Raw genomic sequence first — 20,658 nt, 5'->3', positions numbered from 1 at the left:
GATTGGGGGGCGGGGTGGGGCGGTCTGTTGGTGAGGAGGACAGGGCGGGGAGCGGGTGGTTCATGGCCGTAAGGATGGTCCGGCGAGGCCGGGCGAAGGGCGGCCGAACGTGGTTCTGTGGAGGACGGGGCGATATCCACAGGCCAACGCCCCCGACGCCTAACGTGCGACCGCAACCTCAAGGATGCAGGCGCAGGCCCTTCAGGACCTTGTCCACCCCGTTCTTCGCCCCATGTACGGCCACCCCCACCAACTCCAGCTCCCCCGCCACAACCCCCCGCACAGCCGCCCGGTTGTCCGTGTCGTTGCCGGTCTTGAACATCTCCTCGATGTACACGGCCACGTCCATCCCCCGCCCCACGGCCCTCTCCCGGACGCTCCGGAGTGAGGCCAGGTCCGCCTCGTACACGAGCACGGGCTGCCGGAACGTCGGCAGGTACGAGTTCCCCGACGCGTCCGAGTAGGGCTCCCCCACCATCCCGGGCACCCCGCCGGCCACGGCGCCGGCGAGGAAGGCGGTGACGTTGAGGCGCTGCCAGGTGGCCAGGTCCGACCGGACGACAATGCCGATCTTGGTGTCGAAACGCATGGCCGCCAGTCTTGCCGCCCCGCCCACTCCCGGTCTTGAACGCTCGTGCGCCCACGCCATCGTGACCGCGCGGGCGCCTCATCCAGCCGGGACGCCCTCCGGCCCAGCAAGGCCCTCCGGCCGACAGCCCACCGGCGCGACAGCCCACCGGCCCGACGATCCACCCAGCCCGGCAGCCCGCCCACCCAGGCGCCCACCCCGTTCGTACGCCTACGCCATGATGACCGGCTGCCAGTCGGGCACCTCCAGGTAACGCCGCAGCTCGGCGAAGCCCGACAGGAACCCGCCCCAGGCCGCGAACGGCGGCCGCGCCTCGTCGAACCCGCTCTGCACCAGCGTCAGCCGCGTCTTCCCGCCGGACCCAGCCAGCTCCCACGTCCCGACCCCCGCAGCGCCCCAGTCGACGGCGAACTTCCGGTCGGGCTCGAGCTCCAGCACCTTCGCCGGGTCGGGGTTGTTGTCGAAGCCGCCCATCGCGAGCCGCCCGCCCACGCGCGGCTCGATCTCGATGAGATAGCCGAACCACTTCGTCACCGCCTCGGACGAGGTGATCGACTCGAACACCTCCGACGGCGACGCCCCGACCTCCATCTCGACCCGCATCTCCGTCGAGGTGTAGTCCTGCATCGGCGTCAGGGGCCGCCCCTCGAAGTGCTCGGCGAGGTTGGTCAGCACCTGGCACCAGTACGTCTGCAGCACCCCCCGGATGCTCTTGCCCGTGACGACGTCCTCGAAGTCCCAGTGCGTCTGCGACAGGGTCAGGATCGTCCGATCGGCCCCGTCCGCCTCCACCGTCAGCTCGGTGGTCGTCTCCTCGCCGTCGAGCAGCCACGCGAACCGCACCGTACGCTCGTCAGCGTGCAGCAGCCGCTGGTGCGGCGCGTCCCCCTCCGGGGTCGTACGCCCCCAGAACCCGAACCGTTCCGGCACCTCCACCTCGACGTGCTCGGCCAGCCAGATCCGCATGGCGGCCGGGTCGGTCAGCGCGCGGCGCACGTGATCGGCCGGTGCCGGGATGCGGGCGCGGATGATCATGGGCTCAGTCATCGTCTCTTTCTCCTCTGGGCTCTGTCTTGGGATAGCAGGCCAGGGCCAGCTTGAAGGCGTCGCCCTCCGACCCGCCGTACCGGGTGAACAGGTCCTGCAGCAGGCCCTGCAGCTCGTTCAGGAACTCCTGCCGGTTCTCCGGCCGCACGTGGATCTCCCCGGACAATCCGATCGACGGCAGCTCGGGTGCGGCCCTGTCGAGCGCCGCGATGTCGGCCTGAACCTCTTCCATCAGGTCGAGCAGGTAGCCGAGGCTCAGCTCGTCGCGGGCCTTGCGCAGCCCGATCCGGCCGACCAGGCGCGGCGACAGCCAGTAGGACCGCGCGCCGGCCTGGTAGATGCCCTCGTGGACCCCGCGCACCTTGCGCTCGGACACCAGCTCGGCCAGCCCCGCCTCGACCAGCCGCTTGACGTGGTAGTAGACCCGCTGCGGCGTCTGCCCGAGCCGTTCGGCGACCTCCGAGCAGGTGCGGGGCTCGGCCAGCTGCCGCAGCACCTCCACGCGCTGCGGCTTGAGCAGTGCCTCGGCCTGCTCGATCTCTTCCAGATACAGGACGTCTCTCATCGCAAAAACAATCTTTTACGTAAAAATCCTCTTTGTCAATGCGGCGGCACAATGGAGGGGTGGCGCATGACTGGTCCCGATACTGGCGGTCACCCGACCGGCCGCTGGAGGCCATGCACGCCCACTTCGAGCGGCACGTCTACCATCGGCACAGCCACGAGACCTACTCCTTCGGGGTCACGGAGGCGGGCGCGCAGTCGTTCTCCTGCCGGGGCTCGGCGCACACGAGCGCGGCGGGCATGGTCATGGCCTTCAACCCGGAGGACCCGCACGACGGCCACGCCACGGACGCGCTCGGCTTCACCTACCGCATCGTCCACATCGGTCCGGAGTTGGTGGCCGGTGCCCTGGCGGACGTGTCGGGCCGCCGTACGGGCCTGCCCCTCTTCGCCGCCCCGGTGGTGGACGACCCCGCGCTCGCGGGCGCGCTGCGCGCCCTGCACGCGGCCCTCCTCGACGACGGCACGCCCGCGCTGCGCCGCGACGAGCTGCTCACGGCCACGATCGCGGCCATCGTACGGAGAGCCGCCGCCTCCCCCGTCCGGGAAAGGCGAGAGAGATCAGCTTCGGCACGGGCGGCCAGGCAGCTCCTGCACGACCGCATGACGGACGACCTCACCATCGACGACCTGGCCAGGGAGACCGGCACCAGCCGGTACGCCGTCTATCGCGCCTTCCACGCCGAATACGGCCTCCCGCCCAGCGACTACCAGCGCCAGCTCCGCCTCAGAAGGGCCCGCGCGCTGATCGCCGCCGGCACCCCCATCAGCGAGGCCGCCGCGGCGACGGGCTTCGCCGACCAGAGCCACCTGACCCGCTGGTTCACCCGCTACTTCGGCCTCACCCCCGGCGCCTACCGCCGGGCCGTCAGCTGACGGAACAGGCCCGGACCAGGCACATCACGGCCAGGCGCATCACGGTCAGGCGCATCACGGCCAGGAGCTGTCCTCATGGGGGTCGCCACCGTCGGTGAGCAGCCGCAGATCCGACTCGACCATCATCGCCACCAGCTCGTCGAACGCCACCCGCGGCTCCCACCCGAGCTGCGTCCGCGCCTTCTTCGGCTCCGCGCACAGCAGGTCCACCTCGGCCGGCCGGTGCAACGTCTGGTCGGTCACCACGTACTGCTCCCAGTCCAGCCCCACCGCGTTGAAGGCCGCCTCCACCAGCTCCCTGACGGACTTCATCCGCCCGGTGCCGATCACGTAGTCCTCGGGGTTGCCGGCCTGCAACATCAGGTGCATGGCCTTGACGTAGTCGCCGGCGAAGCCCCAGTCGCGCCGCGCCTCCAGGTTCCCCAGCCGCAGCTCGGTGGCCAGTCCCAGCTTGATCCGGGCCGCCCCGAGCGACACCTTCCTGGTGACGAACTCGGCCCCGCGGCGCGGCGACTCGTGGTTGAACAGGATCCCGGACACGGCGAACATCCCGTACGACTCGCGGTAGTTCTGCGTGAGGAAATGCCCGTACGCCTTGGCCACCCCGTACGGGGAGCGCGGGTGGAAGGCGGTGCGCTCGTTCTGGGGCGTCTCGCTGACCTGACCGAACATCTCCGACGACGAAGCCTGATAGAAGCGGATCTGCCCCGCCGCGCCCGTACCGCCCCGCGACACGCCCGAACACACGCGAATCGCCTCAAGCATCCGCAGGACGCCCATCCCGGTCACCTCGGCAGTGAGCTCCGCCTGCTCCCACGACATGGGCACGAACGAGATCGCCCCCAGGTTGTACACCTCGTCCGGCTGAACGCGTTCCACCGCCGAGATCAGCGACCCCTGGTCCAGCAGGTCACCACGCACGACCTGGACGTCCGCCAGCAGCCTGCGCATCCGCGACACGCGCGGGTTCGCCTGGCCCCTGGCCAGGCCCCACACCTCGTATCCCTGCTCCAGCAGGTGCTCCGCCAAGTAGGAACCGTCCTGGCCGGTGATGCCGGTGATCAGAGCGCGCCTGGCCAAGGGGTCCTCCAACTATCACTGCTGGACACGGCCACCGACGCCGTGCCCTTTGGGACGGGAATGTACAGCCAAGCACCCCAATAGGGCATCAAGCCACCTAGAACACGTTCCACCGAACCACGCTCGGTTACGGTAACGTCGCAGTTCGCACGACCTGCGACGGCCATTGTGAACAATTCCAGCTGACCTACCGAATGGTAGCCTTCTCGGACTAAGGTCATCTTTCACGGTACACGCCCGACTTCGGGCCCTACCGGCGGAGAAAGGGGTGTCCGTGCGGGAACGAACCCTGCGGATCGCGCTTCTGTCCTACCGCAGCAAACCCACCTGCGGCGGCCAGGGCGTCTATCTCCGTCACCTGAGCAGGGAGCTGGTCGCGCTCGGGCACCACGTCGAGGTGTTCTCCGGTCAGCCCTACCCCGAGCTCGACGAGGGCGTCATCCTGCGGAAGGTGCCCAGCCTCGACCTCTACCGCGACGAGGACCCGTTCAGAACGCCCAAGCTGCACGAATACCGCGACTGGATCGACTGGCTCGAGGTCGGCACCATGTGGACCGCCGGCTTCCCCGAGCCGCTGACGTTCACGCTGCGGGCCTACCGTGAGCTGAAGAAGCGGGTCGGCGACTTCGACGTCGTGCAGGACAACCAGACCCTCGGCTACGGCCTGCTCGGGATCCAGAAGCTGTTCCCCGTGGTCGGGACCATCCACCACCCGATCAGCGTGGACCGGCGCATCGAGCTCGAGGCCGCCACGGGCGCGAAGAAGCTGACCATGCGCCGCTGGTACGGCTTCGTGAAGATGCAGTCCCGCGTCGCGCCCCGGCTGAGCCCGATCCTGACCGTCAGCGAGTCCTCGCTGGCCGACATCCACCGCGACTTCAACGTCCCCCAGGCCAACATGCGCCTGATCCCGCTGGGCGTCGACACCCGCTACTTCCACCCGCGCCCGGACAAGCCCCGGCGCAAGGGCTCGATCGTGGCCGTGGCCAGCGCCGACTCCCCCATGAAGGGCGTCTCGACGCTGCTGCGGGCCGTGGCGAAGCTGGCCACCGAGCGCGACGTGAACCTCACCGTCGTGAGCAAGCCCACCCCGGGCGGCCCGACCGAGCAGCTCGTCCAGGAGCTCTCGCTCCAGGACCGGGTGCGCTTCGTGCACGGCATCTCGGACGACGAGCTGGGCGAGCTGATCGCCACCTCGGAGATCTCGGTCGTGCCCTCGCTGTACGAGGGCTTCTCGCTGCCCGCCGTTGAGCACATGGCCTGCGCCACGCCCCTGGTCGCCAGCCGTACGGGCGCGCTGCCCGAGGTCGTCGGCGACGCGGCCGTACAGGTGCCGCCGGGCGACGCCGAGGAGCTGGCCTCGGTGCTGCGCCGCCTGCACGACTCGCCGGAGGAGCGCGAGCGGGTGGGCAAGGCCGGATACGACCGCGTCATGGAGCGTTACACCTGGCGCGTCGTGGCCAAGAGGACCGTCGAGGCCTACCACGAGGCCATCTCGGCCCACCGGAAATGATCACAAGGAGAAGCGACAAGTGCTGACCGTGGACTTCGCCCGGCTTCCCGTGGGCCCCGGCGTGCGCGTGCTCGACCTGGGCTGCGGCGGCGGCAGGCACGCCTTCGAGGTGCTGCGCAGGGGCGCGGACGTGATCGCGTTCGACATGGACCAGTCGGAGCTGGACGGCGTGGCGGCCATGTTCGTGGCGATGGACAAGGCGGGCGAGGTGCCCGACGGCGCCACCGGCGAGATCGTCCAGGGCACGGCGCTGGACATGCCGTTCGAGGACGGCAGCTTCGACCGGGTCATCGCGGCCGAGGTGCTGGAGCACATCCCCGACGACATGGCGGCCATGAGCGAGATCTTCCGCGTGCTCAAGCCGGGCGGCACGGCCGCCATCACCGTGCCCAGCTTCCTGCCCGAGCGCATCTGCTGGGCGCTGGACGAGGACTACCACACCGCTCCCGGCGGGCACGTACGCATCTACACGCTCGCCGAGCTGTCGGCCAAGCTCAAGTCCACCGGGTTCGAGATCGGCCCGCACCACCACGCCCACGGCCTGCACGCCCCCTACTGGTGGATCAAGTGCGCGGTGGGCGTCAACAACGACGAGCACCCGCTCGCGAAGGCGTACCACGAGCTGCTGGTCTGGGACATCATGAAGCGCCCGGCCGCGACCAGGATCGCCGAGACCCTGCTCAACCCGATCATCGGCAAGAGCGTGGTCCTCTACGTCAGGAAGCCATGATCTCCCGCGGTGAGGTCGTCAGGACGGCCGAGAGCATCGCGGCGATCCAGCAGGACGACGGGGGCGTGCCGTGGCCGGAGGGCCACGTCGACGCCTGGAACCACGTCGAGTGCCTGATGGCGATGTCCGTGGCGGGGCTGTCCGAGCCGGTACGCCGGGGTTACGCCTGGCTGGCCCGCCACCAGCGCCCCGACGGCTCCTGGCCGATGAAGCTGGTCGACGGCGTGCCCACCGAGCTGGGCGGCGAGACCAACCACGCCGCCTACATCGCCGTCGGCGTCTGGCACCACCACCTCGTCACCGGCGACCGGCGCTTCACCGAGCAGAGCTGGCCGATGGTCAAGGCGGCGCTCGACTACGTGGCGGGGCTCCAGACCGAGCGGGGCGAGATCGTCTGGGAGCGCGACGCGCGGGGCAGAGCCTCGACGTACGCGCTGCTCACCGGCTGCTCCTCCATCCACCAGGGGCTGCGCTGCGGCGTGCTGCTCGCGGACGACCTGGGGGACCCGCAGCCGCACTGGGAACTGGCCGCCGACCGGCTGGCGCACGTGCTGTCGGCCCACCCCGAGGCGTTCGCGGACAAGAGCCGCTTCTCCATGGACTGGTACTACCCGGTGCTGGGCGGCGCCGTGCGCGGGCGGGAGGCGTTCGAGCTGCTGGAGCGGGAGTGGGCCACGTTCGTGGTGCCGGGGCTCGGCATCCGCTGCGTCTCCGACCAGCCGTGGGTCACGGGGGCCGAGACGTGCGAGCTGGTGCTGGCGCTCGACGCGCTGGGCGACAGGGAGCGGGCGCTCGCGCTGTTCGCCGACATGCAGCACCTGCGGCACGAGGACGGCTCCTACTGGACCGGGTGGCAGTTCGCCAACCGCAAGCACTTCCCGCACGAGCGCTCCGGCTACACCGCCGCCGCGACCGTCCTGGCGGCCGACGCGCTGTTCGGTTTCTCGCCGGGGGCCGGGCTGTTCCGCGACATCGACGGGACGGCCGTGTCCGACCCCGAGGTGTGCGGGTGCGCCGCCGTACGGGTGCCTCCGCAGGGGGCCGACGAGGGGCGCTGACCCCGGGGCACAAGGGCTTTTGCGGGTTCTTTGCCGGGGAAATCCGGTGTGCCGCCGATGAAAGGCGCAATGCGCTTACTAGCTTCGTGTCTGGCCGTACGAGGCGTCTTCGGGGGAAGCGTGGGTGACACGGGCACAACATCGTTCTTGGACCAGGTCAGGACCGAGCCGACAACCGGGCCGACAACCGGGCCGACAACCGGGCCGACAACCGGGCCGACAACTGCGTCGTCAACTGGGCCGACGCTGTCACGGGCCAGGGGGTTGCGGAGATTCCTGGCGAAGGATCCGCTGGAGTCCGATCTGAGCCGGCGCAGGTTCCGGCTCAGGGGCGGAGCACCGCGGACGGTCTTCACGAAGGCCGAGAAGTCCTACGTCTTCGGTTACAACGCGGTGATGTCGCGAGAAGTGGAGAAGGTCGAGGAAATTCCGGATGAGCAGCGGCCCTTCGGCTACGAGGGGGCGGCCGCTGCCTGCACCGTACTCGACCTGCTCACCCTGACTCGGGGCCGGCGCCTTCACGAGCTACTGGCCGGCCCCGCCCAACATCACCGCCACGCCGCCTACCTCGGGGCCGGGCGCGGGTACGCGCTGCTGCGGCTGCGCCCGGTCTGGGGTGCGCGGCGGGCCCATCCGCTGCTGCGGTGGCTGGCGGTGGACGGGTTCGGCTTCCAGTGGGGCCTGTCCAGGACCGATCGCATGGTGGGCGAGCGCACGATGCCCGACCTGCTCACCAGGGCGCACTGCGCGGTGTTCGACCAGGGGCTGGGGCGGCTGCTCTGGTACCACGACTGCGCCTCGCCCGATGACGTCGGCGCCCGGATCAGCGGGTACCCGGCGGCGCGGCGGGCCGACCTGTGGAGCGGGGTCGGGTTCGCGGCCACGTACACGGGCGGGGCCGAGGCCGACGAGCTGTGGTGGCTGACCGAGCACGCGGGGGCCGACGGGTTCCGCGCGTACCTGGCCCAGGGGTGCGCCTTCGCCGTGACCGCGCGGCTGCGGTCCGGGGAGCTGCCCGACCACGTGGCGCAGGCCGTACCGATCCTGGCGGACGCCGAGCCCGAGGAGGCGGCCTCGTGGACCGACCGCGCGCTCATCGCGCTCGGGCACGAGGCGCACACGCACGAGGACTTCCAGAGCTGGCAGTCGCAGACCCGCCGCTCCTGGACCCGCCGCCATCGCTACTGAGGGCCGCGCTGACGCCCTGCCGCTAGATCCCCGGACCGACGCGTTCGAGGACGCGCAGCGAGCCCGTCACGGCCACCTCGTCGAACGCGCCCGACGCCAGCGCCCGCTGGTAGACCCGGTACGGGGCCTGCCCCCCGTCTGCCGGGTTCGGATAGACGTCGTGGAAGACCAGCGCCCCGCCCGCCAGGACGTGCGGCGCCCAGCCCTCGTAGTCGCGGGTCACCGGTTCCTCGGAGTGACCCCCGTCGATGAACAGCATGCCCAGCGGCGTGTTCCAGAGGCCCGCGACCCGCTCCGACTTCCCGACGATGGCGATCACCTCCTCCTCCAGCCCGGCCGCCGCGATCGTGGACCTGAACGTCGGCAGCGAGTCCATCTTCCCGAACCTGGGGTCCACCAGGGTCGGATCGTGGTGCGCCCAGCCCGGCTGGATCTCCTCGGAGCCGCGGTGGTGGTCGACGGTGACGACCACCGACCCGGCCTGCCGGGCGGCCGCACCGAGGTAGATGGCCGACTTGCCGCAGTAGGTGCCGATCTCGCAGATGGGACCGACCTTCCCGTAGCGGCAGGCGGTCTCGAACAGGGCCAGACCCTCGTCGGGCGGCATGAATCCCTTGGCATGTTTCGCCGCGTACAGCAGCTCCGACGGCATCGTCATGAAGATGCACCCTAGCCGAACCGAATAACATTCCAGCGGACTCTTGCAGGGCCGTTCTGCAACCTGTTCTACTTGGCAGCGTGAATCAGCGCGCTCGCATCGCCATGTCGGACGACGACGTCACCTCGTTCCTGAAGAACTCGCGCAAGCTGCAGCTGGCCACCATCAACCCGGACGGCACCCCGCATCTGGTGACCATGTTCTACGGCCTCGACGAGGGCCGGATCGCCTTCTGGACCTACGGCAAGGCGCAGAAGGCCCGGAACCTGGCCCGCGACCCCCGGGTGAGCTGCCTCATCGAGACCGGCGACGACTACGACGAGCTCCGCGGCGTCCTGCTGTACGGCGAGGCCCGGCAGGTGGACGACCGCGACCGCGTCATGGCCATCGGCCTGTTGATCGCCCGCAGGATGACCCCTGGTGTGCCGGACGAACTGCTCCGTCCGTACGTGGAGAAAACCGGCCTCAAGCGGGTCGCGTACGTCGTCGAGCGCACCAGAGTGGTCTCATGGGACCACAGGAGGCTGCGATGAAGGTCAAGGTGGACGAGCTGGTCTGCGAGGCCAACGCCGTGTGCATGGGGCTCGCGCCCGAGGTGTTCGACGTGGACGACGACGACCAGTTGCACATCCTTCTTCCCGAACCACCCCCCGAGTTGCAGGACCGCGTCCGCCACGCGGTCAGGTCCTGCCCGAAAGCCGCTCTGTCCTTCGAGGAATAGCCCCAGGCACGAGGAGGAACCCCCATGCGCGCCGCGATCCTGCACGCCGTAGGCAACGACAAGCTCGACATCCGAGACGACGTCACCCTGGCCCCGGTCGGGCCGACGGACGTACGCGTTCGGATCAGAGCGACGGGCGTCTGCCACTCGGACCTGTCGGCCATGTCCGGCGTGCTGCCGCAACCCGTGCCGCTCGTCCCCGGCCACGAGGGCGCGGGCGAGGTGGTCGAGGTGGGCGAGCACGTCTCCTCGGTCAAGCCGGGCGACCACGTGGTCATCAGCTGGCGCCCGGCCTGCCAGGAGTGCGACCTGTGCGTGGGCGGCCAGCCGTACCTGTGCATGAAGTACGTCATCGAGTCCTTCAGCAAGGGCAACTTCCGGCTCGGCGGCGACGACGCGACGGTGTTCGGGATGGCCGGGTGCGGCACCTGGGCGGAGGAGATCATCGTGCCCTGGCAGGGCGCGATCAAGATCGACGATGACGTGCCGTGGGAGGCGGCGGCCCTGATCGGCTGCGGCATCACGACCGGCGTGGGCGCCGCGATCAACACGGCGAAGGTACGCCCGGGCTCCACGGTCGCGGTGATCGGCTGCGGCGGCGTCGGCCTGTCCGTCATCCAGGGCGCCCGCGTCTCCGGCGCCAGGACGATCCTGGCGGTGGACCCGCTGGAGTCCAAGCACGAGCTGGCCAGGAAGGTCGGGGCCACGCACGCGGTGACGCCCGAGCAGGTCCCCGAGGCGCTGAACGAGCTCACCGGCGGCGGCGGCTTCGACTACGGCTTCGAGGTCGTCGGCAAGTCGGCCACGATCCAGAGCGCCTGGCAGATCACCCGGGCCGGCGGCGACGTCATCGTGGTCGGGGCGGGCGCGATGGACGACATGGTGTCGATCTCGGCGTTCAGCCTGCTGTTCGAGGGCAAGAACCTGCTCTCCAGCCTGTACGGCGAGGCGGACGTCCGGCACGACTTCCCCTACTTCGCCAAGCTGCACAAGACCGGCCTGCTGGACCTCGAGTCGATGATCAGCTCCCGCATCCGCCTCGGCGACCTGAACGACGCGGTGGCGGCCCTGCGAGGCGGCGAGGTCCTGCGCCAGATCGTCCTGATGGACTGACCCTACGGCCGATCCTCTCCTCGGGGAGGATCGGCCCTCGCATCACGCACTGCCACGGCCCCTCCCCGAAGACACTCACCTTTGTGGCCGGGCGGGAACAATTCGCCCGGGCGGCGATTCGCGGGTATCCCAGCGGGTACTCGCCAAGCGACGCTCGGTCAATGTGAGCAGCTCGAAGATCTCGCGAGCCAGATATCCCCTTGTATTTCTCTCGACCTGCTTCGGATGCAAAATGCCCGCTCCCGCGAGCTCCTCCAGCGCCTGCCGGGCAGCCGGGTGCGTGACGGAAAGCAGGCACTGCACGGTCCGAGCGGTCACGAGCGGCGCCGCAGGCAGGAGATTCAGCAGACGCGCGACCGCTGAGTCGGCTCGTGGCACCGACCGCAATCCCTGTGACTGGCGAAATCGCCGATGCCGTTCCAACCACTCAACGTGCAGTTCGTCAAGTTCGTCGGCGAACCTCTTGGCCTGCTCAACGGCCGTGGTCGTAGCCGCGAGGAACACTCTTAGCCACGCATCCGTCCCCTGCCGCGCCTCAGCCGAGTGACGGTCTCGGCCATGCCTGTAGGCCGTCAGCCCGTCAACGTAGGCATCCGATCGAGTGAGCAGTACAAGGCTTATCGGAAGGACCGCATGAGGTGTCAGCCCTCGTCGTGTGAGAATCGTGTGCACCAGAGCCCGGCCGACTCTGCCGTTACCATCCGTGAACGGGTGGATCGTTTCGAACTGCGCATGGGCCAGAGCTGCCTGAATGAGCGGCGCGTGCTCCGCCGTGTTGATGTACGACACGAGATCATCCATCAACGGGCGTACCAGCTCAGGCGGCGGAGGAACGAACTCGGCGTCCAGGGGATGCCAATCGCCTCCCCCGACCCAGTTCTGTACCTCACGTAGACCGTGGTGCTTCTCCTCGGGAAGTAGCGCGGTATGCAGGGCGACGATGTCCGCCGTGGCCACCGCCTCGACGCCCACGAGCTCGGTGACCGCCCGCCGAAGTGCCGTCACGTTGTTGGCGACCAGAGCCGCCGTCGCCGTGAATCCCCGCGACACGCCAGCTTCGTGAGCAGCCAGTTCGGCGAGGGCAACCTGCTGGGGGGATGTCTGGAGTCCTTCTATACGCGACGAGGCGATGGCCTCCGAACGGAGAAGGAAGCGGGCGAGGCCATCCACCCCGTGGCTGGCGGAGTGGGCGGTGAGCCGTTGCACGAGCGTTTCCGCCTTGGCGGCTACCTGCGCGATGTCCGGCGATACGAGGACGCTTCCGCCCGTCAGCCTGTCGGGCACATAGGGGCGATAGACGCCCCCACGCCTGTTTCGCTTGCTCGGGGCATCCCACGCCGCAGACCACGACGCCTCGAGGTATTCCGCCACCCCGTTATCCTTTCACCTCTCCCTGCGGCGTGAAAGGATAATCCGTATTCTTTCACGGTCGCGGCGTGGATGAAAGAAAACCAGGCTCGACATGGCCCGCTGCGATCCCTACAGGGCTGTCCTACCTGCGGGGGCGGAAGGCCAATGGGCTGCCCCCGCCCCCGCAGGAGCCTAGGTGGTGGAGAAGGCCGCGTCGAAGGCCGTCGTCGGCGGGGTGATGGAGTTGAGCTTGCGGATGTAGCCCAGCGCCTCCTTGGCCCCGTCGAGCCGGTCCATCCCGGCGTCCTCCCACTCGATCGAGATCGGGCCTTCGTACCCGATGGAGTTGAGCGCCCGGAAGCAGTCCTCCCAGGGCACGTCGCCGCGGCCGGTGGAGACGAAGTCCCAGCCCCGGCGCATGTCCGCCCACGGCAGGTGGGACGAGAGGCGGCCCTTGCGACCGTCGCCGACCCGCACCCGCGTGTCCTTGCAGTCCACGTGGTAGATGCGGTCCTTGAAGTCCAGGATGAATGCCACCGGGTCCAGGTCCTGCCAGACCATGTGGGACGGGTCCCAGTTCAGCCCGAACGCCGGCCGGTGGCCGATGGCCTCCAGGGTCCGCACGGTGGTGTGGTAGTCGTAGGCGATCTCGCTCGGGTGGATCTCGTGGGCGAAGCGCACCCCCACCTCGTCGAAGACGTCCAGGATCGGGTTCCAGCGGTCGGCGAAGTCCTGGTAGCCGGCCTCCACCATGGAAGCGGGCACCGGCGGGAACATGGCCACCGTGTGCCAGATCGACGACCCCGTGAAGCCCACCACGGTGTCCACGCCCAGCAGGGCGGCGGCACGCGCGGTGTTCTTCAGGTCCTCGGCCGCGGCCTGGCGTACGGACTCAGGGTCGCCGGTGCCCCAGATGCGGGCCGGGAGGATGGCCTTGTGGCGCTCGTCGATGGGGTGGTCGCAGACCGCCTGCCCGACGAGGTGGTTGGAGATCGTCCACACCTTGAGGCCGTGCTTGTCGAGCTGGGCGCGCTTCTGCTCCACGTACGACGGGTCCGCCACGGCCTGGGCCACGTCGAAGTGGTCGCCCGAGCAGGCGATCTCCAGCCCGTCGTAGCCCCAATCCGCCGCCAGCCGGCAGACCTCCTCGAAAGGCAGGTCCGCCCACTGTCCCGTGAACAGCGTGACCGGTCTCATCAGTCCTCCACGTCCGTGTAGCGGCTACCCTCGGCCGCGCTGCGCTCGACCGCCTCCAGCACCCGCTGCACCCGCAGGCCGTCCGCGAACGACGGTGTCGGGTCGGCTCCGGTGGCGACCGCTTCCAGGAAGTCCTTGATCTCGTGGGTGAAGGTGTGCTCGTAGCCGAGGCCATGGCCGGGCGGCCACCAGGCGCCGACGTACGGGTGGTCGGGCTCGGTGACCAGGATCCGCTCGAAGGGTCCGCTGCCCTCGCTGAACCACAGCTCGTTCATGGCCTCGAAGTCGAAGGCCACGCTGCCGTGCGAGCCGTTGATCTCGATGCGCATCGCGTTCTTGCGACCGCCGGCGAAGCGGGTCGCCTCGAACGAGGCCAGCCCGCCGCCCGACAGCCGCCCGATGAACAGCGCCGCGTCGTCCACGGTCACCGGTCCCCTGGCGGCGGAGCCGGTGGCGCCCAGCCCCGCCGACTCCGTCGCCAGCGGGCGTTCCTTGATGAACGTCTCGGTCAGCGCCGACACGCCCACCACGCGCTCGCCGGTGATGAACTGCGCGGCGTCGATGATGTGCGAGCCGATGTCGCCGAGCGCGCCCGCCCCGGCCTTGTCCTTCTGCAGCCGCCAGACCAGCGGGAACTCGGGATCGATGATCCAGTCCTGCAGGTACGCGGCGCGTACGTGCCTGACCTCGCCGATCCGGCCCTCCTCCACGAACCGGCGGGCGAGCGCCACCGCGGGCACCCTCCGGTAGTTGAAGGCCACCATGCTCTTGCCCGTCGCCGAAGCGGCGGCCGCCACCATGGCCTCGGCCTCGGCGACGGTGTTGGCCAGCGGCTTCTCGCAGAGCACGTGCTTGCCGGCCTCCAGCGCGGCGATCGCGATCTCCGCGTGGGAGTCGCCGGGCGTGCAGATGTCCACGATCTGCACGTCGTCGCGCTTGACCAGCTCTCTCCAGTCCGTCTCGATGTCGGCCCAGCCGAGCTGCGCTGCGGCCGCCTCGGTGCGTTCCTTCGACCGGCCGGAGAGCACCGCCATGCGCGGTGCCAGCGGCAGGTCGAAGAACGCGCCGACGCTTCGCCAGGCTTGGGAGTGGACGCGGCCCATGAAGGCGTAGCCGACCATGCCCACGCCGATGGTGGTTCTGTCTGACATGCAACCCCCGATCAGGATCAGGATTCGAAGCCGAGCGCCAGGTACTTCTCGACGTTCTCCTTGGTGATGGTCTCGGACGCGAGTGTGATCGACTGTGGCACCTGGTTCTCCACCAGATCACTCATGCCCTTCCCCTGTGCTATCAGACGCGCGAGCTTGATCGCCGAGGAGGCCATGGTCGGACTGTAGGTGACCGTGGCCTGCAGCACGGAGTTGCCCGACTGGATCTCCTTCATCGCGTTGAGCGAGCCGGCGCCGCCGACCATGATGAACTCCTTGCGGCTCGCCTCGTTGATCGCGGCGAGCACGCCGACGCCCTGGTCGTCGTCGTGGTTCCAGAGCGCGTCGATCTTCTTGTGCGCCTGGAGCAGCGACGTGGCCACCTGGTTGCCGGTCTCGACCGTGAACTTGGCGTCCTGCTTGGCCGTGACGCTGAACCCGTACGTCTTCAGCGCGTCGGCGAACCCCTTGCTGCGGTCCTGGGTCAGCGGCAGCGTGGCGATGCCCTGGATCTCGACGATCACGGGGTTCGACACGCCCTTGTCCTTCAGCTGCTTGCCGATGAAGTGCCCGGCGGCCACGCCCATGCCGTAGTTGTCGCCGCCGATCCACGTCCGGTAGGCCAGCTTGTCGGGGAAGATGCGGTCGAGGTTGATGACCGGGATGCCGGCCTCGGTGGCCTGCAGCGCGACCTGGTTCAGCTGCTGGCCGTCGTTGGGCAGGATGACCAGCGCGTTCACCTTGGCCGCGATGAGCGACTCGACCGCGGAGATCTGCTGGTTGATGTCGTTCGTCGGCTCGACGGGCTTGAACTCGATGTCGGAATACTGCTTGGCGGCGCTCTCGGCGTTCTTGGCGATGGCCGCGATCCAGCCGTGGTCCGCGGCGGGGGCCGAGAAGCCGATCACCACCTTCGTCCCGGGCTGATCGTTGCCGCTGGCTGCCGGAGCGGGAGCCGGGGCCGCGCTCGTCGGCGAGGCCGCGGGCTCGTTGCTGGTGCAACCTGCTGCTAAAAGAACGGCTCCGCCGACGAGGAATCCCCGGCGCGCGACGTTGTCACTCATGGTGCTCTCTCCTTCAGGTTCCGCCGCTGGAGAAGGACGGCGACGACAATGATCAGGCCCTTGGCGATCAGCTGGTCGCTGGTGTTGAGCCCGTTGAGAATGAAGAGGTTCGTGATGAGGGTGAAGATCAGCAGGCCCAGGATGGAGCCCATGATCGTCCCTCGCCCTCCGGTGAGCAGGGTGCCGCCGATGATCACTGCGGCGATGGCGTCGAGCTCGTACAGGTCGCCGTGGGTGGACGAGCCCGTCGTGGTGCGCGCCATGATGAGGATGGCGGCGATGCCGCAGCACAGCCCGGACAGCGCGTAGAGCAGCATCGTGTGCTTGCGTACGTCGATCCCGGCCAGGCGGGCCGCCTCGGGGTTGCCGCCGACCGCGTACGTGCGCCGCCCGAAGGTCGTGCGGTTGAGCACGACCCACCCGAGCACCACCACCAGGGCGAAGATGTAGACCAGCAGGGGGATGCCGGCCAGGCGCGTGGTCGACAGGTCCACGAGGGCCGTGTTGTCCGACTGGATGAGCTGGGTCTTGCGGTCGGACATGCGCTGTGCCAGCCCGCGGGCGGCCACCAGCATGGCCAGCGTGGCGATGAACGGCACCAGCCGCCCGTACGCGATCAGCAGTCCGTTGACCAGCCCCGCCCCCGTGCCGACGAGGATGGCGCAGATCGCCATCACCACCGGCCCGTACGACTGCGTGGCCAGCGTCGTCGCCCACACGCTGGCCAGGGCCATCACGGCCCCCACCGACAGGTCGATGCCGCCGCCGATGATCACGAACGTGGCCCCGACCGTGATCACGCCGATCGTGGCGGCCAGGGACAGGATGCTGACCAGGTTCGAGGCGGTGGCGAAATTGTCGGGCCGGGTGACCAGGCCGACCACGACCAGCAGGGCGATCGCTCCGAAGAGGCCCAGATGCCGCATCTCGCCCAGGCCCCACGTCGATCTCAGTACCGGCGCGACCGCCTTCCCGGCGGGCCGATCCGTCGTGGGCTCGCTCATCACGCCGCCCTCCCATTCATGATCATGTCAAGTACGCGGTGCTCGTCCAGCTCAGCCGCCTCTCCTTCATGGATGACCGACCCCTCGCGCAGCACCAGCACCCGGTCGGCCAGGCCCAGCACCTCCGGCACCTCGCTGGAGACCAGCAGCACGCCGATGCCCTTCGCGGCCAGGTCGTGGATCACCGCGTACAGCTCGGCCCTGGCCCCCACGTCCACGCCGCGGGTCGGCTCGTCGAGCAGGAGCAGCTTGCGACCGCCGAGCAGCCAGCGGGCGAGCACGGCCTTCTGTTGGTTACCGCCCGACAGGTTCCTGATCGGTCGTTCGGGGTCGGGTGGTCGGATGTCCAGCATTTCCGACAGGCGCTTGGCCTCGCTCCGCTCCCGCTTGCGGTCGATCCAGCCGAACCTGGAGAAGGCCGGCAGGGTGCCCAGCGTGATGTTCGAGGTGACGCTCTGGTCGAGGATCAGGGCCTGGGCCTTGCGTTCCTCGGGGGCCAGGCCCATGCCGTTCCTGACCATGCTGACGACGCCGCGGCGTACCGGGCGGCCCTGGAGCAGGACGCGGCCCGAGGCGGGGCGGGCGCCGTACACGGCCTCCAGGATCTCCGAGCGGCCCGAGCCGACGAGCCCGGCCAGGCCCACGATCTCGCCCGCCCGCACGGAGAACGAGACGTCGGCGAACACTCCGGGCGAGGCCAGGCCCTCGACGCGGAGCACCTCCTCGCCCGGCTCGCGCCCGCCCCTGGGCGGGAAGACGTACTCGACGTTCCTTCCCGTCATGAGGGAGACGATCTGCGTGGTCGGGGTGTCGCGGGCGGGCAGGCCGACGGCGACCGTACGGCCGTCCTTCAGCACCGTGACCCGGTCGCCGATCTCGCGGATCTCCTCCAGGCGGTGGGAGATGTAGACCACGGCCACACCCTGGGCGGTGAGCTCGCGGATGATGCGGAAGAGGTTGGCCACCTCGTCGTGCGCGAGGGCGGCCGACGGCTCGTCCATGATGATCAGGCGGGCGTCGTGGGAGAGCGCGCGGGCCATCGAGACGACCTGCTTGGCCGCCGGCGACAGCCGCCCGACCTCGGCCGACGGCCGGATCTCGGGGTGGCCCAGCCGTTCCAGCACCTCGCGGGCGGCACGGCGGCCGGCGGCCCGGTTCACGAAGCCCAGGCGGGCGTGCTCGTGGCCGAGGAAGATGTTCTCGGCCACGCTGAGGCCGTCGACCAGGTCCAGTTCCTGGTAGATGGTGGCGAAGCCGAGCTTGATGGCGTCGATGGGGCTGCCGGGGCGCACTTCCGCGCCGTTGAACAGGATCGTGCCCTCGTCCGGCTGATGGACTCCGGCCAGCACCTTGATCAATGTGGATTTGCCGGCGCCGTTCTGGCCGAGCAGGCAGTGCACCTCGCCTGCCCGTACGTCCAGGTCGACCCCGTCCAGCGCGCGCACGCCGGGGAACTGCTTGACGATGCCCTGCATGACCAGCATCGGGAAGTCCCTTCAGGCGTTGTATCAGGCGTTGACGATGCGGTTGATGTTGTCCGGTGACAGGTAGTGCTCGATGGCGAGGATCCCGGCGCCGAGTGTGGCGGCGTTGATCCCCGTACGGCTCGGAGTGATCGACAGGTGGTGCGTGGCCAGCGGGAGCGACCTGCGGTAGACCGTCTCCCTGATCCCGGCCAGAAGATGCTCGTGCACCCGCGACAGCGCGCCGCCGATGACGATGACCTCGGGGTTGAAGAAGTTGACCAGGCTGGCCAGCACCTCACCGATGAGCCGGCCCGCCTCCCTGACCAGGCGCAGCGCCTGGGTGTTGCCCGACTGCACGAGCGCCACGACGTCGGCGCCCGACTCCGCCGGCAGCCCCAGCTCGGTCAGCCGCCGCGCGATCGCGGCGCCGCCGGCCACGGCCTCCAGGCAGGCGCTGTTGCCGCACCGGCAGCCGGCGTCCTCGTGGCCGCTGACCCGGATGTGCCCGATGTCGCCGGCCGAACCCTGGGCGCCCCTGTGCAGCTTGCCCTCCGCCATGATCCCGCAGCCGATGCCGGTGCCGACCTTGACGAACAGCAGGTGACTGGTGCCGGCGAAGGCGTTGCGGTGCTCGCCCAGCGCCATCACGTTGACGTCGTTGTCCACCAGGACCTCGACGCCCGCGAAGTACTCGGGGACGGGATAGTCGTTCCAGCCCGGCATGATCGGCGGGTTGTTCGGCCGTCCCGTCGCGAACTCCACCGGCCCCGGTACCCCGATCCCGACCGCCCGCAGCGCCGCGCGGGGGCGTCCCACCCGGCCGAGCAGGTGGTCGAGCCGCTGGTCGACGTGGGCGAGCACCTTCTCGGGGCCCTCGCCGATCAGCAGCCCGTCCTCGCACTCGGCCAGCACGTTGCCGGAGATGTCCATCAGCGCGACCCGGCAGTGCGTGGCGCCCAGGTCCACGCCCGCGAAGGCGTGGTCCTCGGTGTGCAGGCGCAGCTGGCGCGGCGGGCGGCCGCCGGTGGACTCGCCGCTCTCGGTCTCCTCGACCAGGCCACGCTCGATGAGCGCGTCCACACGCTGGGAGATCGTGGATCTGGCCAGGCCGGTAAGCCTCGCCAGATCGGAACGGGTCGTTGCGGAGCCCGCGCTGATCAGCGTCAGCACGTCGCCGGCGGAGCCCGGCTGGGGGGTCATGTCGCGACAATAAGATCACCGATGCGGCAAATCAAGAGTGATAATCGACCAAACTCCCCCAACTTCCGCCGAAGATCGAACAAAGCCCGCTTTCAGCGACATTTCGGCACTTGTCGCGGCATGCGAAAGCGCCGGCCCCCTCGTACGAGGAGACCGGCGCCGCGTCCCGTCCAGAACCCCCGTTCTAGAGCATCGCCTTCATGGAGTCGGCCGCCGTCAGCACGTACGGCTGCTCGGCCATGACCGACTCCCAGTTGTCCGCGATCGCCTCGGGCGTGAGGTCGTCGGTCTTCCAGCCCGGCCCCTCCGCCACGAACACCCGCGCCACCCGGCCGCCGCCGACGCTGAACACCTCGCCGCTGGCCTCGCACGACTCGTGCACGAGGTACGCCACCAGCGCGCTCACCCGCTCCGGCGTGAACTTGGCCTCGAACTCGGCAGGCAGCAGCGCCTCCGTCATCCGGGTCCAGGCGATGGGCGCGATCGCGTTGGCCCTGATGCCGCTGCGCGCGCCCTCGATCCCGAGCGTCTTGGTCAGGCCCACCAGGCCCATCTTGGCGGTGGAGTAGTTGGCCTGGCCGAAGTTGCCGAACAACCCGGCGGGGCTTGAGGTGTTGACGATCCGCCCGTAGCCGGCCTCCTTCATCAGCGGGTAGGCGGCCTGGCTGACCAGGTAGGAGCCGCGTACGTGCACGGCCAGCACCCCGTCGAAGTCCTCGACCGTCATCTTCCCGAACGACTTGTCCCGGAGGATGCCCGCGTTGTTGACGACGATGTCGACCCTGCCGTACGCGTCCACGGCCGCCTGCACGACGGCCCTGGCGCCCTCGGGCGTGGCGATGTTGTCGGCGTTCGCCACGGCCTGGCCGCCGTTCTTCGTGATGAGATCGACGACTTCGGCGGCGGGCCCCGCCGAGGCGCCCGTGCCGTCGAGCGCGCCTCCGAGGTCGTTGACCACGACCTTGGCGCCCCTCTCGGCCAGCATGAGCGCGTGCGACTTCCCGAGGCCGTGCCCGGCCCCCGTGATGATCGCGACCCTGTCATCGAACCGAAGCATCGAACCTCCTACGCAGGAGAACAACATTCTAG

Annotated in this window: 21 protein-coding genes; 8 read left to right on the top strand and 13 right to left on the bottom strand. The window is 69.5% G+C overall.

The features are described from left to right. Positions 1–178 precede the first annotated feature (178 nt). From ACTWPW_RS29920 to ACTWPW_RS29910, 3 genes are all read right to left on the bottom strand, one after another. A complete protein-coding gene (locus ACTWPW_RS29920; protein WP_375118584.1) occupies positions 179–589 on the bottom strand; it encodes a DUF2000 family protein in 411 nt (136 codons plus the stop codon). 210 nt (positions 590–799) lie between these two features. Further along, positions 800–1,636, bottom strand: a complete 837-nt coding sequence (locus ACTWPW_RS29915) for an SRPBCC domain-containing protein (RefSeq protein ID WP_443170588.1) — start codon at positions 1,634–1,636, stop codon at positions 800–802. Further along, positions 1,629–2,201 (bottom strand): helix-turn-helix domain-containing protein, encoded by a 573-nt coding sequence (locus ACTWPW_RS29910; protein ID WP_375118586.1) that lies wholly within the window; start codon positions 2,199–2,201, stop codon positions 1,629–1,631. Before ACTWPW_RS29910 ends, ACTWPW_RS29915 begins: the two co-directional genes overlap by 8 nt. Before the next feature lie 59 nt (positions 2,202–2,260). On the opposite strand from ACTWPW_RS29910, the gene ACTWPW_RS29905 reads away from it, so the two are divergent. Next, the gene (locus ACTWPW_RS29905) at positions 2,261–3,076 is read left to right on the top strand and encodes an AraC family transcriptional regulator (protein WP_443170587.1); all 816 of its coding nucleotides are present in this window, start codon (positions 2,261–2,263) and stop codon (positions 3,074–3,076) included. 54 nt (positions 3,077–3,130) lie between these two features. Here ACTWPW_RS29905 and ACTWPW_RS29900 read toward each other — a convergent pair whose 3' ends face one another. Beyond that, positions 3,131–4,156 (bottom strand): GDP-mannose 4,6-dehydratase, encoded by a 1,026-nt coding sequence (locus ACTWPW_RS29900; RefSeq protein ID WP_375118588.1) that lies wholly within the window; start codon positions 4,154–4,156, stop codon positions 3,131–3,133. Positions 4,157–4,424: 268 nt separating this feature from the next. Here ACTWPW_RS29900 and ACTWPW_RS29895 point away from each other — a divergent pair, with 268 nt between their 5' ends. The 4 genes from ACTWPW_RS29895 to ACTWPW_RS29880 all read left to right on the top strand — a co-directional run bounded on the left by ACTWPW_RS29895 (position 4,425) and on the right by ACTWPW_RS29880 (position 8,645). After that, entirely contained in the window at positions 4,425–5,669 is a 1,245-nt protein-coding gene (locus ACTWPW_RS29895) for a glycosyltransferase family 4 protein (protein WP_375118589.1), read from the top strand. 19 nt (positions 5,670–5,688) lie between these two features. Then, positions 5,689–6,399, top strand: a complete 711-nt coding sequence (locus ACTWPW_RS29890; RefSeq protein ID WP_375118590.1) for a class I SAM-dependent methyltransferase — start codon at positions 5,689–5,691, stop codon at positions 6,397–6,399. Further along, positions 6,396–7,457, top strand: a complete 1,062-nt coding sequence (locus tag ACTWPW_RS29885) for a prenyltransferase (RefSeq protein ID WP_375118591.1) — start codon at positions 6,396–6,398, stop codon at positions 7,455–7,457. The genes ACTWPW_RS29890 and ACTWPW_RS29885 overlap by 4 nt, the downstream gene beginning before the upstream one ends. A gap of 264 nt (positions 7,458–7,721) precedes the next feature. Beyond that, positions 7,722–8,645 carry a DUF1702 family protein gene (locus ACTWPW_RS29880; RefSeq protein ID WP_375118592.1) on the top strand — a complete coding sequence of 308 codons (924 nt, stop codon included), beginning with the start codon at positions 7,722–7,724 and terminating at the stop codon, positions 8,643–8,645. A gap of 22 nt (positions 8,646–8,667) precedes the next feature. Here ACTWPW_RS29880 and ACTWPW_RS29875 read toward each other — a convergent pair whose 3' ends face one another. After that, a complete protein-coding gene (locus tag ACTWPW_RS29875) occupies positions 8,668–9,297 on the bottom strand; it encodes a class I SAM-dependent methyltransferase (RefSeq protein ID WP_375118650.1) in 630 nt (209 codons plus the stop codon). Positions 9,298–9,383: 86 nt separating this feature from the next. Here ACTWPW_RS29875 and ACTWPW_RS29870 point away from each other — a divergent pair, with 86 nt between their 5' ends. From ACTWPW_RS29870 to ACTWPW_RS29860, 3 genes are read left to right on the top strand one after another with little or no spacing between them, the layout of a single operon-like run. After that, on the top strand, positions 9,384–9,836 hold the full coding sequence (locus ACTWPW_RS29870; protein ID WP_443170586.1) for a pyridoxamine 5'-phosphate oxidase family protein: 453 nt from the start codon (positions 9,384–9,386) through the stop codon (positions 9,834–9,836). Next, complete coding sequence (locus tag ACTWPW_RS29865) at positions 9,833–10,024, top strand: ferredoxin (RefSeq protein WP_364125950.1); 192 nt, start codon at positions 9,833–9,835, stop codon at positions 10,022–10,024. The genes ACTWPW_RS29870 and ACTWPW_RS29865 overlap by 4 nt, the downstream gene beginning before the upstream one ends. Before the next feature lie 24 nt (positions 10,025–10,048). Further along, positions 10,049–11,137 carry a Zn-dependent alcohol dehydrogenase gene (locus tag ACTWPW_RS29860; RefSeq protein ID WP_375118593.1) on the top strand — a complete coding sequence of 363 codons (1,089 nt, stop codon included), beginning with the start codon at positions 10,049–10,051 and terminating at the stop codon, positions 11,135–11,137. A 75-nt stretch (positions 11,138–11,212) separates the two neighbouring features. Here the strand turns inward: ACTWPW_RS29860 and ACTWPW_RS29855 are convergent, their stop codons facing one another. From ACTWPW_RS29855 to ACTWPW_RS29820, 8 genes are all read right to left on the bottom strand, one after another. Continuing rightward, entirely contained in the window at positions 11,213–12,508 is a 1,296-nt protein-coding gene (locus ACTWPW_RS29855) for a Fic family protein (RefSeq protein ID WP_443170585.1), read from the bottom strand. 171 nt (positions 12,509–12,679) lie between these two features. Continuing rightward, complete coding sequence (locus ACTWPW_RS29850) at positions 12,680–13,687, bottom strand: sugar phosphate isomerase/epimerase family protein (protein ID WP_443170589.1); 1,008 nt, start codon at positions 13,685–13,687, stop codon at positions 12,680–12,682. After that, entirely contained in the window at positions 13,684–14,835 is a 1,152-nt protein-coding gene (locus tag ACTWPW_RS29845; protein WP_375118595.1) for a Gfo/Idh/MocA family protein, read from the bottom strand. Before ACTWPW_RS29845 ends, ACTWPW_RS29850 begins: the two co-directional genes overlap by 4 nt. Positions 14,836–14,852: 17 nt before the next feature. Continuing rightward, a complete protein-coding gene (locus ACTWPW_RS29840; protein ID WP_364125938.1) occupies positions 14,853–15,899 on the bottom strand; it encodes an ABC transporter substrate-binding protein in 1,047 nt (348 codons plus the stop codon). After that, complete coding sequence (locus tag ACTWPW_RS29835; protein ID WP_364125935.1) at positions 15,896–16,903, bottom strand: ABC transporter permease; 1,008 nt, start codon at positions 16,901–16,903, stop codon at positions 15,896–15,898. The genes ACTWPW_RS29840 and ACTWPW_RS29835 overlap by 4 nt, the downstream gene beginning before the upstream one ends. After that, positions 16,903–18,387 (bottom strand): sugar ABC transporter ATP-binding protein, encoded by a 1,485-nt coding sequence (locus ACTWPW_RS29830; protein WP_375118596.1) that lies wholly within the window; start codon positions 18,385–18,387, stop codon positions 16,903–16,905. The genes ACTWPW_RS29835 and ACTWPW_RS29830 overlap by 1 nt, the downstream gene beginning before the upstream one ends. A 24-nt stretch (positions 18,388–18,411) precedes the next feature. After that, the gene (locus ACTWPW_RS29825) at positions 18,412–19,569 is read right to left on the bottom strand and encodes an ROK family transcriptional regulator (RefSeq protein WP_364125930.1); all 1,158 of its coding nucleotides are present in this window, start codon (positions 19,567–19,569) and stop codon (positions 18,412–18,414) included. Positions 19,570–19,753: 184 nt separating this feature from the next. After that, on the bottom strand, positions 19,754–20,626 hold the full coding sequence (locus ACTWPW_RS29820) for an SDR family oxidoreductase (protein ID WP_364125928.1): 873 nt from the start codon (positions 20,624–20,626) through the stop codon (positions 19,754–19,756). Positions 20,627–20,658 lie beyond the last annotated feature (32 nt).

Origin of the sequence: Nonomuraea sp. KM90 (assembly GCF_052246675.1) — a bacterium.
Classification (GTDB): Bacteria; Actinomycetota; Actinomycetes; order Streptosporangiales; family Streptosporangiaceae; genus Nonomuraea.
Note: the sequence above shows the minus strand (reverse complement) of the source record. Positions and strands in the feature narration are given on the sequence as shown.